Here is a 13,067-nt window from a genome sequence, read left to right as displayed (position 1 = left end):
TCTGAAACGACATGAAAGGGAAAAGTAATCATGAAAAAATTAGCTGCAATCGTTGCCGTTATGGCATTGTGTTCTACCCCGGTTCTGGCGGCTCAGCAGGGCGGCTTCTCCGGCCCGTCGGCGACGCAAACGCAAGGCGGCGGATTTGTCGGCCCGAACGGCAGCAGCACGACGGTAGAGAGCGCTAAATCGCTGCGTGACGATGCGTGGGTAACGCTGCGCGGGAATATCGTCGAGCGCATTTCCGACGACCTGTATCTGTTTAAAGATGCTACCGGTACTATCAATGTGGATATTGACCACAAGCGTTGGAACGGCCTGACCGTAACCCCGCAGGATACCGTTGAAATTCAGGGCGAAGTGGATAAGGACTGGAATTCCGTTGAAATTGACGTAAAACAGATCTCTAAAGTTGCCAAATAAACCCCATCAGGGCCGCGCTCGCGGCCCTTTTCTTTGTGACTCAACGCGCCAGATAGGGTAGTATCTGCGGCAATATTGCCTGAGAGATACCGGGTATTGTTCGGGCTAACAGTTGAGGAATCACAATCAATGAGCGAGATGGCAGAGCGCCTTGCGCTGCATGAATTCACGGAAAACGCCTATCTGAATTATTCCATGTACGTCATCATGGACAGGGCGTTGCCGTTTATTGGTGATGGTCTGAAACCCGTTCAGCGTCGCATCGTCTACGCGATGTCTGAACTGGGCCTTAACGCCAGCGCCAAGTTTAAAAAGTCCGCCCGTACCGTCGGCGACGTGCTGGGTAAGTATCATCCGCATGGCGACAGCGCCTGTTATGAAGCGATGGTGCTGATGGCGCAGCCGTTTTCTTACCGTTATCCGCTGGTCGACGGGCAGGGAAACTGGGGCGCGCCTGACGATCCGAAATCGTTCGCCGCGATGCGTTATACCGAATCTCGCCTGTCTAAATATGCGGAACTCCTGCTGGGGGAACTCGGTCAGGGGACGGCGGACTGGGTGCCTAACTTCGATGGCACCATGCAGGAACCGAAAATGTTACCGGCGCGTCTGCCGAATATTCTGCTGAACGGCACCACCGGTATTGCGGTGGGGATGGCAACAGATATTCCGCCGCATAACCTGCGCGAAGTAGCGAAAGCGGCGATTACGCTGATTGAGCAGCCGAAAACGACGCTGGATCAGTTGCTGGATATCGTCCAGGGGCCGGATTACCCGACCGAAGCGGAGATCATTACCCCACGTGCGGAAATTCGTAAAATTTACGAAAACGGGCGTGGCTCCGTGCGCATGCGCGCGGTATGGACCAAAGAAGACGGCGCCGTGGTGATCACCGCGCTGCCGCATCAGGTGTCCGGCGCGAAAGTGCTGGAGCAGATTGCTGCGCAGATGCGTAATAAAAAACTGCCGATGGTGGACGATCTGCGCGATGAATCGGATCACGAAAACCCGACGCGTTTAGTGATTGTGCCACGATCCAACCGTGTGGATATGGAGCAGGTGATGAACCATCTGTTCGCCACCACCGATCTGGAAAAAAGCTACCGTATTAACCTGAACATGATCGGTCTGGATGGTCGCCCGGCGGTGAAAAACCTGCTGGAGATCCTGACCGAATGGCTGGCGTTTCGCCGCGATACGGTACGTCGTCGCCTCAACTATCGTCTGGAGAAGGTCCTCAAGCGCCTGCATATCCTCGAAGGTCTGCTGGTGGCGTTTCTCAACATCGACGAAGTGATTGAGATTATCCGTAGCGAAGACGAACCAAAACCCGCGCTGATGTCGCGTTTCGGCATCACCGAGACCCAGGCGGAAGCAATCCTCGAACTGAAACTGCGTCATCTCGCCAAGCTGGAAGAGATGAAAATTCGTGGCGAGCAGGACGAGCTGGAAAAAGAGCGTGACCAGTTGCAGGGCATTCTCGCCTCCGAACGCAAAATGAATACCTTGCTGAAAAAAGAGCTACAGGCGGATTCCGATGCCTATGGCGACGATCGCCGTTCTCCGCTGCATGAGCGTGAAGAAGCTAAAGCGATGAGCGAACACGATATGCTGCCGTCCGAACCGGTGACTATCGTGCTGTCGCAGATGGGCTGGGTGCGCAGCGCCAAAGGTCATGATATTGATGCGCCGGGGCTTAACTATAAAGCGGGCGACAGCTTTAAAGCCGCGGTGAAAGGTAAGAGCAATCAACCGGTGGTGTTTATTGATACCACCGGGCGTAGCTATGCTATTGATCCCATTACGCTTCCGTCGGCGCGCGGGCAGGGCGAGCCGCTGACCGGCAAACTGACGCTGCCGCCGGGGGCGACCGTAGAGCATATGCTGATGGAAGGCGATGACCAGAAACTGCTGATGGCGTCGGATGCGGGCTACGGCTTCGTTTGTACGTTTAACGATCTGGTTGCCCGTAACCGTGCCGGTAAGGCGTTGATTACTCTGCCGGAAAACGCGCACGTCATGCCGCCGTTGGTGATTGAAGACGAGCACGATATGCTGCTGGCGATTACCCAGGCCGGACGTATGTTGATGTTCCCGGTAGACTCTCTGCCGCAACTGTCGAAAGGCAAAGGAAATAAGATCATTAATATTCCGTCAGCGGAGGCGGCGAAAGGCGATGATGGTCTGGCGCATCTGTACGTGTTGCCGCCGCAAAGCACTCTGACTATCCATGTCGGGAAGCGCAAAATCAAACTGCGTCCTGAAGAGTTACAGAAGGTGGTCGGCGAACGCGGACGCCGCGGCACATTAATGCGCGGCCTGCAGCGTATCGATCGTATTGAGATTGATTCACCGCATCGCGTAAGACATGGCGACAGTGAAGAGTAAGAAGGTGTCACTCGTAGGCCGGATAAGGCATTTATGCCGCCATCCGGCGCTCTGCCGTTGCCGGATGATGATGCAGTAGCGTCTTATCCGGCCTACGGTTTCAGATCGGATTAACATTAAAATTTCCCGTAAAACCGTTGTTTATTCGTGCATTGCGATTAACAATACGTTTTTCCAGAGAGCCACACTTACCAAAATCCTAACCTGAATTTCAGGTGACGTAGAATGCCGGGCTCTTAGGCCTTCAGAGGTTGTTATGCTATATATTTTTCGTCTTATTGTTACCGTTATTTACTCCATTCTGGTCTGTGTTTTCGGTTCTATTTACTGCCTTTTCAGCCCACGTAACCCAAAACACGTGGCGACGTTTGGACATATGTTCGGTCGCCTGGCCCCGCTGTTTGGCCTGAAAGTGGAGTGCCGCAAACCCGCAGACGCGGAAAGCTATGGCAATGCTATCTATATCGCTAACCACCAGAATAATTATGATATGGTCACGGCGGCGAATATTGTGCAACCGCCAACCGTGACGGTGGGGAAAAAAAGCCTGCTTTGGATCCCGTTTTTTGGGCAACTGTACTGGCTGACCGGTAATCTGCTGATTGACCGTAATAACCGCGCCAAAGCGCATAGCACCATTGCGGCAGTGGTTAACCATTTTAAAAAGCGCCGTATTTCTATCTGGATGTTCCCTGAAGGTACGCGTAGTCGGGGACGCGGTCTGCTGCCGTTTAAAACCGGCGCGTTTCATGCGGCTATCGCGGCTGGCGTGCCGATCATTCCTATCTGCGTTTCCAACACCTCTAACAAAGTCAATCTAAACCGCCTGAACAACGGACTGGTGATTGTGGAAATGCTGCCGCCAGTCGACGTCAGCAAATATGGTAAAGATCAGGTTCGCGAGCTGGCAGCCCATTGCCGTGCGTTAATGGAGCAAAAAATCGCGGAACTTGATAAAGAGGTTGCGGAACGTGAAGCGGCCGGTAAGGTTTAAGCGATCTTACTCTGTTATTGTAGAAATCATTTTTTCAGGCACAACTCTTTAGCCTGTTTTACATGGAGCTTATATGTCATTCAGTCGGCGTCAGTTTCTTCAGGCATCGGGAATCGCACTATGTGCAGGCGCGATTCCCTTCAGGGCGAATGCTGCCGGTCAGCAGCAGCCGTTGCCTGTTCCGCCGTTGCTGGAGTCCCGTCGCGGACAGCCGCTATTTATGACGCTACAGCGAGCGCACTGGTCTTTCACGCAGGGCACGCGCGCGCCGGTTTGGGGAGTAAACGGTCGTTATCTGGGGCCGACAATCCGCGTCTGGAAAGGCGATGACGTTAAACTCATCTATAGCAACCGTCTGGCGGAAAATGTCTCCATGACGGTTGCTGGTTTACTGGTGCCGGGGCCGCTGATGGGGGGGCCAGCGCGTATGATGTCGCCGAACGCCGACTGGGCACCAGTGTTGCCGATTCGCCAGAGCGCCGCGACGCTGTGGTATCACGCCAACACGCCTAACCGCACTGCGCAGCAGGTGTATAACGGCCTGGCCGGAATGTGGCTGGTCGAAGACGACATCAGTAAAACGCTGCCCATTCCGAACCATTACGGCGTGGATGATTTTCCCGTCATTATCCAGGATAAGCGGCTGGATAACTTTGGGACGCCGGAGTACAGCGAACCGGGAAGCGGCGGTTTTGTCGGCGATACGTTGCTGGTGAACGGCGCGCAAAGCCCCTATGTCGAAGTGTCCCGCGGCTGGGTGCGGTTACGGTTATTGAACGCCTCGAACTCGCGCCGGTATCAGCTCCAGATGAGCGATGGCCGGGCGCTGCATGTGATTTCAGGCGATCAGGGCTTTTTACCTGCGCCGGTTTCCGTCAAACAGTTGTCACTGGCGCCCGGCGAGCGACGTGAGATCCTGGTTGATATGACTAACGGGGATGAAGTCTCGATCACCTGTGGGGAAGCGGCCAGCATAGTCGATCGGATTCGCGGTTTCTTTGAGCCTTCCAGTATTCTGGTTTCTACCCTGGTGCTGACGTTGCGGCCAACCGGATTGCTGCCGCTGGTGACCGATAATCTGCCGATGCGTCTGTTGCCGACGGAGATCATGAGCGGCGCGCCTATCCGCAGCCGGGACATTAGTCTTGGCGACGATCCGGGGATCAATGGCCAACTGTGGGATGTGAATCGCATTGATATTACCGCCCAGCAAGGCTCCTGGGAGCGCTGGACGGTACGCGCCGATATGCCGCAATCATTCCATATTGAGGGCGTCTCTTTCCTGATTCGTAACGTCAACGGCGCTATGCCGTTCCCGGAGGATAGAGGCTGGAAAGATACCGTCTGGGTGGATGGGCAAGTCGAATTGCTGGTCTACTACGGTCAGCCGTCCTGGCCGCACTTCCCGTTCTATTTCAACAGCCAGACGCTGGAAATGGCGGATCGCGGCTCGATTGGGCAGATGCTGGTAAACCCGGTGCCATAATCCTTTTCTCGCCCGTCAGGGCGAGAGGTGAATACCTTTCGATTTCTCCTTCGTTCCGGCTTATAATCCCCGGCCTTTGATTATTTTTTTACCATTTTTGGAAGCACTATGAGCGCAACATCCCTGATCCAACCGGATCGCGACCTTTTCTCCTGGCCGCAGTACTGGGCCGCCTGCTTTGGGCCGGCGCCGTTTTTGCCGATGTCACGTGACGAAATGGATCAACTTGGCTGGGATAGCTGCGACATTATTTTGGTGACGGGCGACGCGTATGTCGATCATCCGAGTTTCGGCATGGCCATTTGTGGCCGTATGCTGGAATCCCAGGGCTTCCGCGTCGGTATCATCGCTCAGCCGGACTGGAACAGCAAAGACGACTTTATGCGTCTGGGCAAACCGAACCTGTTTTTCGGCGTCACCGCCGGTAATATGGACTCGATGATCAACCGTTACACGGCCGATCGCCGACTGCGCCACGACGATGCCTATACGCCAGATAACGTGGCGGGCAAGCGCCCGGACAGAGCCACTCTGGTCTATACCCAGCGTTGCAAAGAAGCGTGGAAAGATGTACCGGTGATCCTCGGCGGCATTGAGGCCAGTCTGCGCCGTACCGCGCATTACGACTACTGGTCTGATACTGTGCGCCGTTCCGTGTTAGTCGATTCCAAAGCCGACATGTTGATGTTCGGCAACGGTGAGCGTCCGCTGGTGGAAGTGGCGCACCGTCTGGCAATGGGTGAAACCATCGATCAGATTCGCGACGTGCGTAACACTGCGATTATGGTTAAAGAAGCTCTGCCTGGCTGGAGCGGCGTCGACTCCACTCGTCTGGACACGCCGGGTAAAATCGATCCAATCCCCCATCCCTATGGCGAGGATCTGCCGTGCGCGGATAACAAGCCGGTCGCGCCGAAAAAGCAGGAAGCTAAGGCGATTACCGTGCAGCCGCCGCGTCCGAAGCCGTGGGAAAAAACCTATATCCTGTTGCCATCCTTTGAAAAGGTGAAAGGCGACAAGGTGCTGTACGCCCATGCGTCGCGTATTCTGCATCACGAAACTAACCCTGGCTGCGCGCGGGCGCTGATGCAAAAGCACGGCGATCGCTATGTCTGGATTAACCCGCCCGCTATACCGCTCTCCACTGAAGAGATGGATAGCGTGTTTGCGCTGCCGTATCAGCGCGTACCGCACCCGGCTTAAGGCAATGCCCGCATTCCGGCCTATGAGATGATCCGCTTTTCGATCAATATCATGCGTGGCTGCTTTGGTGGCTGCTCTTTCTGCTCGATCACCGAACATGAAGGACGCATTATTCAGAGCCGCTCGGAAGACTCTATCATCAACGAGATCGAAGCGATCCGCGACACGGTGCCGGGGTTTACCGGCGTGATCTCCGATCTGGGTGGTCCTACCGCGAACATGTATATGCTGCGCTGTAAGTCGCCGCGTGCGGAGCAGACCTGTCGTCGCCTGTCGTGCGTGTATCCGGATATCTGTCCGCATATGGATACTGACCATACGCCGACGATCAATCTTTATCGCCGCGCCCGCGAGCTGAAAGGCATTAAGAAAATCTTAATTGCCTCCGGCGTGCGCTACGACATCGCCGTGGAAGATCCTCGCTACATTAAAGAGCTGGCGAGCCATCATGTGGGCGGCTATCTGAAGATTGCGCCGGAGCATACTGAAGAAGGTCCGCTGTCGAAAATGATGAAACCGGGTATGGGCAGCTACGATCGCTTTAAAGAGTTGTTTGACCTTTACTCTAAACAGGCCGGAAAAGAACAGTATCTGATCCCGTATTTTATCTCCGCGCATCCGGGCACGCGGGACGAAGATATGGTGAATCTGGCGCTGTGGCTGAAGCGCCACCGCTTCCGTCTGGATCAGGTGCAGAACTTCTACCCGTCACCGTTGGCGAATTCGACCACCATGTATTACACCGGCAAAAACCCGCTGGGTAAGATTGGTTATAAGAGTGAAGATGTGGTGGTGCCGAAGGGAGATAAGCAACGTCGCCTGCATAAGGCGCTGCTGCGTTATCACGATCCGGCGAACTGGCCGCTGATTCGCCAGGCGCTGGAAGCGATGGGGAAAAAGCATTTGATTGGCGGTCGCCGTGAGTGTCTGGTGCCTGCGCCGACCGTTGAAGAGATGCGCGAAGCGCGTCGCCAGAACCGCAACACCCGCCCGGCGTTGACCAAACATACGCCAGTGGCGCATCAGCGACAGGGGCTTGCTGCTAATAAGAAGCGCGGGAAAGGCGCGGGGCGTTAAACGGTTTTACAGGTATCCTATCAGGCTGGATAAGGCGAAGCCGCCATCCAGCGATTATTTTGCCTGATGGCGCTGCGCTTATCAGGCCCACAGATCGACCCAGGCCGAACGCATCCGGCAACGATTACGCCTGGATTTGCCGAATTCTGGCCGCCAGCGCGGCCAGTTTTTCATCACCCGCCCGTTCATGATCGTGCGATGAGAGATACCCCTCGTAGCGCTCGAAAAATTTATTCTGTCGCGATTCGATAGGTTTCCATTCACTCAGATTAGCTGTGCCGTGCATCGGACTTAGCTTACTGTGCACATGATCGACGCCAAATCCCTCAAAAAACATCCCGGTACGGCCCACATCCACAAACGCCTTATCCAGCAGTTTCGCCACTTTTTGCGTCGCCAGCATCAGGTCCGCCAGCGCCTGCGGTGGTAGATCGAACGCGTAGCTGGGGTAATGTTTTTTCGGGATCACTACGGTAAACCCATCGGTATTCGGAAAAATGGACAAAAAAGCCAGGTGATGCTCATCTTCCCAAACTTTATGACAAGGCGCTTTACCTTCAACTATTTGACAGAAAATGCAGGTCATTCCATTTCTCCGTTAACCGAGGGGCTTATCGATGCGTTAAGCGTTTAATACAACCCTAACACTTTCCACCATGCGAGGCCGACTGTCAAAAAGACCGCCTGATTAAAGAGGCTGATAATAAATCCCGTTCGCCACCAGACGCCCGTCGGTACATAGCCGGCGCCAAAAAGAATAGGGCCGCGTGCGTGGGTATACTGCGTAAGAGAGCAGTACAGGCTGCTGGTAAACGCCAGCATAAGCGCCATCGGCGCCGCCGGTATATTCAGATGCAGACCGACGCCCAGAAACACCGCATACAGCGCGGCGATTTGCGCGTTGCCGCTGGCGAAAAAATAGTGGGTATAAAAATAGGCTGCGTTAAGCAGCAGCAGGATGATCATCCAACTGGTTCCATGCATCGTACTGCCGATGCTGTCGCCAATCAGGTTGCCAAACCAACTGGTGAATCCTAGTTTCTTCAACTGGTTAGCCATCATCAGCAGCGCGGCGAACCAAATCAACGTATCCCAGGCGCCTTTTTCGCTTTTAACGTCTTCCCAGGTGAGCACGCCGCTCAGTAATAAAATTGAGAGACCGACAAAAGAGGCCGTTGTGGCATCCACGCCAAGCGTGTCGCCAAAAATCCACAGCACCAGTAACACGCCGACGGTCGCCAGCATGAGCCACTCGCCGCGCGCCATATTGCCCATTTGCGCCAGCTCTTTGCGCGCCAGATCCGGCGCATTCGGCGTATGTTTAATCTCCGGACGCGTCAGCCAGTAGACCAGCAGCGGGACGATAAGAAGAGAGACCAGGCAAGGCAGGAGCGCTGCGATAAACCAGCTTCCCCAGCTCAACGTAACGCCGGCGTTCGCCGCCAGTTTTACCGCCAGCAGATTACCCGTATAACCGGTCATAAACAGTGCGGCGGTGACGTCGTTAACATTGCCAATACAGGTGATCAGAAAGGTGCCGATTTTACTGCGAGACTCATCTTCCGGATGTGAATCAAAGCTGCGCGCCAGCGAGTCGGCGATCGGGTAAATCACGCCGCCGCAGCGCGCAGTGTTACTGGGCATCGCGGGGGAGAGGATCAGATCGGCAAACGCCAGGCCATAGGCCAGGCCCAGCGTTCGTTTACCTAACAGACGGATCATTTGTAGGGCGATACGCCGACCCAGCCCGGTTTTGATAAACCCACGGGCAATCATAAATGCCACGACGATAAGCCAGATCAGTGAACTGTTCAGCTCGCTCAATGCCGTGGTAATCGCGCCGCTGGCCGTTTTATCGCCGGCGGCATAGGCGAGCGCAAAGACGGTGATGCCGATAATACCGACCGCGCCAATAGGCAGCACTTTCGCCACAATTGAGGCGATCGTCGCGACAAAAATAATCGCGGAATGCCAGGCCGGCGCGCTTAACCCGGAAGGGGGCGTTAGCTGCCACAGTCCGGCGGCGATCACCAGAATAAGAATGAATGGGAGCCATTTGACGCCCTGAGATTTTTTTTCCGCCACAATCACACATCCATAAATATTTTATATGCATTAAGTAAGATGATAATTAATATGAATAAATTTTCATAAAATCAGAATAATGCTGCGCTTGTGCGCGGGGGAAATATACTGTTAAATGTGCGCCAATTGTTTCTTAATATTTCGGAATGCAAAAAAGCCCGACGAAATCGTCGGGCATGAAGCGCGGTAAGTCCGGCTTAGCCGCCGAACTGATCCGGATCGGGACCGAGGCGTTTTCCTTGATCCAGTTTTGCGATCTCGCCTAATTCATCTTTATCGAGACGGAAATCCCAGACAGCAAAGTTTTCCGCGATACGGGAAGGGGTGACGGATTTCGGGATGACGACCAGCCCGCAGTCCAGATGCCAGCGAATAACAATCTGAGCGGGCGTTTTGCCGTATTTATCCGCCAGCTCGCGAATCACTTTCTGATCGAATACGCCTTCGCCGCCCTGCGCCAGCGGGCTCCAGGATTCGGTCTGGATTTTATGCGTCGCATTCCACGCATGTAGCTGGCGCTGTTGCATCAAGGGGTGTAGCTCGATCTGGTTGATTACGGGGGTAACGCCGGTTTCATCGATCAGACGCTGGAGGTGATGGATCTGAAAGTTACAGACCCCGATACTCTTTACCAGCCCCTCTTTTTGCAGCGCGATCATGCCCTTCCAGGCTTCCACATAGTGATCGATAGCCGGTACGGGCCAGTGCATCAGATAGAGATCGAGATAATCAAGCTGCAGTTTTTTCAGACTCTCCTGCAGGGCTTCGCGGGGACGTTTTTGATCGTCATTCCACAACTTGGTGGTGATAAACAGTTCTTCCCGCGCCACGTTCGCTTCTTTTAACGCTTTACCGACACCCTCTTCATTCTGATACGCAGTGGCGGTATCAATCGATCGATAGCCCACCTCCAGCGCTTTATGAATCGCCGCGATCACCTCTTCATTGCTTGCTTTCCAGACTCCCAGTCCAAGTTGTGGTATTACGTTGCCATCCTGTAGCCTGATAATGGTTGGATTAGCCATGATGTGTTCCTCTTTTAATTGGCTCGCCGGAGTCGGGTCCGGCGAGACTAAGTGACTTAAGTCTGGACGAAATGGCCAAAAACGAAAGTCAGAGGCGAAAAAACCTTAGCGCGCCGCTTCGTAAATCCGACGACTGACATCCAGCGTAATATCCTGATTTTCACCTAAATTTGTGCATCCATGCGCCTCAAGTTTGGCCAGTAGTGCCGGAATAGCGCTGCCATCCAGACCGTAATCGGACAGGTGGGTAGGCACGCCCATTTGTTCGAAGAAATGGCGGGTGGCGGCAATGGCGGCATCAATACGTTCGTCGTCGGAACCGTCGGTGATATTCCATACACGTTCAGCGTATTGCAGGAGTTTTGCGCGTTTAACGTCGCGTTTTTCGTTCCATAGCGCAGGCAGAATGATAGCCAGCGTTTGGGCATGATCGAGACCGTGCATCGCCGTAAGCTCATGACCCAGCATATGCGTCGCCCAGTCCTGCGGAACGCCAGCGCCAATCAGGCCATTTAACGCCTGAGTGGCGGCCCACATCACGTTAGCGCGGACGTCATAGTTTTCAGGCTCTTGCAGCGCTTTGGGACCTTCTTCGATCAGTGTGAGTAAAATGCCTTCGGCGAAACGATCCTGAATTTTGCCGTTAACCGGGTAAGTGACGTACTGCTCAACGGTATGGACGAAAGCATCCACGACGCCGTTCGCAACCTGGCGCGGCGGTAATGTATAAGTGTAGACCGGATCGAGTACGGCAAATACCGGTTGCACGAACGAGGAGTGGAAGGCCTGTTTATCGCCAGTGGTTTTACGGGAAATGACTGCGCCGGCGTTCGATTCTGAGCCGGTTGCCGGCAGGGTCAGCACGGACCCCATCGGGATTGCGCTACGAATCTCAGTACCGCCGGTTTCCAGAATGTGCCACGGATCGACGCCGTCCGCATACTGCGCCGCTGCGGCGATAAATTTGGTGCCGTCCAGTACGGAGCCGCCGCCAACGGCCAGCAGGAATGTAATATTTTCGTCGCGTACAAGCTGAACGGCCTTCATCAGCGTTTCATAGGACGGGTTCGGTTCGATACCGCCAAACTCCCTAACGTCCAGCCCTTTTAACGCCTCCTGAACTTGCGCCAGTACGCCGGTCTTTTTCACGCTACCGCCGCCATAGGTAATCAGCACATGGGCGTCCTGCGGGATCTGATCGCGAAGATCGACGATTGCGCCTTTACCAAACAGAATGCGGGTAGGTGTATGTAATTTAAAATTGTTCATTGCTCATTCCCTTATATGGGTAAAAAGAGGGCAGACGGCTGTCTGCCTGATGGTCATCATTGTGGTCTTGTGATAGATGTCTCTCAATGCACATTTCTGCCAATGTTTTGCCTATTTCTCCAGAATGCTGGAGAAAATCGCTAAAAATGCGCACAATCCAGCGGAGTGGATTTGATAAAAGAATGGCGCGTTATGAATCGTGAAGCAATTTGCTTACAGCTAGCGGATAAAATTAATTATTTGAAAAATAATGATAAAATAATCAGCGAGCGACTACCGGGTATTCGTCTGTTATATGGCGTTGAGCCGGGACCGCGCACGCCGGTCATGTATCAGCCTGGCATCATATTTCTCTTTTCCGGCCATAAAATTGGCTATATTAATGAACGCGAGTTTCGTTACGACGCTAATGAATATCTTTTACTGACCGTTCCGCTCCCTTTTGAATGCGAGACCTGGGCGACGCCGGAGATACCGCTGGCCGGTATTCGGATCGACATTGATGTGCTGCAACTGCAAGAGTTGCTCATGGACATTGGCGAAGATGAGCGTTTCCAGTTGCCGATGGCGGCCAGCGGGATTAACTCCGCCACGCTGTCGGACGAGATTTTATGCGCGGTGGAAAGGTTGCTGGATGTGATGGAGCGCCCGCTGGATGCGCGGATTCTGGGAAAACAGATTATTCGCGAAATTCTTTATCATGTGCTGATGGGGCCGCGCGGCGGGGCGCTGCTTGCACTGGTTAGTCGTCAGACGCACTTTAGCCTGATCAGTCGCGTACTTAAACAGATCGAAATGAAATACACTGAGAATCTGAATGTTGAGCAACTGGCGGCAGAAGCGAACATGAGCGTGTCGGCATTTCACCATAATTTTAAGGCGGTCACCAGCACCTCGCCGTTGCAATATTTAAAAAGCTACCGACTGCATAAGGCGCGGATGATGATGATTCACGACGGTATGAAGGCCAGCGCCGCGGCGATGCGGGTCGGCTATGAGAGCGCATCGCAGTTTAGCCGGGAGTTTAAACGTTATTTTGGCGTGACGCCGGGCGAAGATGCGGCAAGAATGCGGACAATGCAAGGGAGCTAAGTGGGTCATCCCGCCACAGGCCAAC

General features: G+C 54.1%; 8 protein-coding genes and 2 pseudogenes. 6 read left to right on the top strand and 4 right to left on the bottom strand.

Going from position 1 to position 13,067, the window contains the following annotated elements; translation table 11 throughout:
• The first annotated feature begins 30 nt into the window (after nucleotides 1-30).
• The 5 genes and pseudogenes from ACE15A_RS20585 to ACE15A_RS20565 all read left to right on the top strand — a co-directional run bounded on the left by ACE15A_RS20585 (nucleotide 31) and on the right by ACE15A_RS20565 (nucleotide 7,571).
• Entirely contained in the window at nucleotides 31-423 is a 393-nt protein-coding gene (locus ACE15A_RS20585) for a YgiW/YdeI family stress tolerance OB fold protein (protein WP_023248566.1), read from the top strand.
• A gap of 129 nt (nucleotides 424-552) precedes the next feature.
• On the top strand, nucleotides 553-2,811 hold the full coding sequence (gene parC / locus ACE15A_RS20580; protein ID WP_053508214.1) for a DNA topoisomerase IV subunit A: 2,259 nt from the start codon (nucleotides 553-555) through the stop codon (nucleotides 2,809-2,811).
• Between the two features lie 256 nt (nucleotides 2,812-3,067).
• Nucleotides 3,068-3,805 (top strand): 1-acylglycerol-3-phosphate O-acyltransferase, encoded by a 738-nt coding sequence (gene plsC / locus ACE15A_RS20575; RefSeq protein ID WP_053508212.1) that lies wholly within the window; start codon nucleotides 3,068-3,070, stop codon nucleotides 3,803-3,805.
• Nucleotides 3,806-3,878: 73 nt separating this feature from the next.
• A complete protein-coding gene (gene ftsP / locus ACE15A_RS20570) occupies nucleotides 3,879-5,291 on the top strand; it encodes a cell division protein FtsP (protein WP_053508210.1) in 1,413 nt (470 codons plus the stop codon).
• Between the two features lie 108 nt (nucleotides 5,292-5,399).
• A pseudogene (locus tag ACE15A_RS20565) lies at nucleotides 5,400-7,571 on the top strand (YgiQ family radical SAM protein).
• A 124-nt stretch (nucleotides 7,572-7,695) separates the two neighbouring features.
• Here ACE15A_RS20565 and ACE15A_RS20560 read toward each other — a convergent pair.
• From ACE15A_RS20560 to yqhD, 4 genes and pseudogenes are all read right to left on the bottom strand, one after another.
• Nucleotides 7,696-8,157 (bottom strand): HIT family protein, encoded by a 462-nt coding sequence (locus ACE15A_RS20560; RefSeq protein ID WP_023248562.1) that lies wholly within the window; start codon nucleotides 8,155-8,157, stop codon nucleotides 7,696-7,698.
• 44 nt (nucleotides 8,158-8,201) lie between these two features.
• Nucleotides 8,202-9,687, bottom strand: a pseudogene (locus ACE15A_RS20555) (DASS family sodium-coupled anion symporter).
• Nucleotides 9,688-9,853: 166 nt separating this feature from the next.
• Entirely contained in the window at nucleotides 9,854-10,681 is an 828-nt protein-coding gene (dkgA, locus tag ACE15A_RS20550; protein ID WP_053508206.1) for a 2,5-didehydrogluconate reductase DkgA, read from the bottom strand.
• 105 nt (nucleotides 10,682-10,786) lie between these two features.
• Nucleotides 10,787-11,950 (bottom strand): alcohol dehydrogenase, encoded by a 1,164-nt coding sequence (gene yqhD, locus ACE15A_RS20545; RefSeq protein WP_053508205.1) that lies wholly within the window; start codon nucleotides 11,948-11,950, stop codon nucleotides 10,787-10,789.
• Nucleotides 11,951-12,142: 192 nt separating this feature from the next.
• Between yqhD and ACE15A_RS20540 the strand changes: the two genes are divergently transcribed.
• The gene (locus ACE15A_RS20540; RefSeq protein WP_023248559.1) at nucleotides 12,143-13,042 is read left to right on the top strand and encodes an AraC family transcriptional regulator; all 900 of its coding nucleotides are present in this window, start codon (nucleotides 12,143-12,145) and stop codon (nucleotides 13,040-13,042) included.
• Nucleotides 13,043-13,067 lie beyond the last annotated feature (25 nt).

The sequence above is a fragment of the Salmonella sp. HY31 genome, from assembly GCF_042604575.1.
GTDB classification, from domain to species: Bacteria; Pseudomonadota; Gammaproteobacteria; order Enterobacterales; family Enterobacteriaceae; genus Salmonella; species Salmonella diarizonae.
Note: the sequence above shows the minus strand (reverse complement) of the source record. Positions and strands in the feature narration are given on the sequence as shown.

What these genes read in the sequence shown, in the direction of transcription:
- ftsP (WP_053508210.1), top strand. Translation starts at nt 3,879, where the DNA reads ATGTCATTCAGTCGGCGTCAGTTTCTTCAGGCATCGGGAATCGCACTA.
- ACE15A_RS20540 (WP_023248559.1), top strand. Translation starts at nt 12,143, where the DNA reads ATGAATCGTGAAGCAATTTGCTTACAGCTAGCGGATAAAATTAATTAT.
- ACE15A_RS20560 (WP_023248562.1), bottom strand. Translation starts at nt 8,157, where the DNA reads ATGACCTGCATTTTCTGTCAAATAGTTGAAGGTAAAGCGCCTTGTCAT.
- yqhD (WP_053508205.1), bottom strand. Translation starts at nt 11,950, where the DNA reads ATGAACAATTTTAAATTACATACACCTACCCGCATTCTGTTTGGTAAA.
- plsC (WP_053508212.1), top strand. Translation starts at nt 3,068, where the DNA reads ATGCTATATATTTTTCGTCTTATTGTTACCGTTATTTACTCCATTCTG.
- dkgA (WP_053508206.1), bottom strand. Translation starts at nt 10,681, where the DNA reads ATGGCTAATCCAACCATTATCAGGCTACAGGATGGCAACGTAATACCA.
- ACE15A_RS20585 (WP_023248566.1), top strand. Translation starts at nt 31, where the DNA reads ATGAAAAAATTAGCTGCAATCGTTGCCGTTATGGCATTGTGTTCTACC.
- parC (WP_053508214.1), top strand. Translation starts at nt 553, where the DNA reads ATGAGCGAGATGGCAGAGCGCCTTGCGCTGCATGAATTCACGGAAAAC.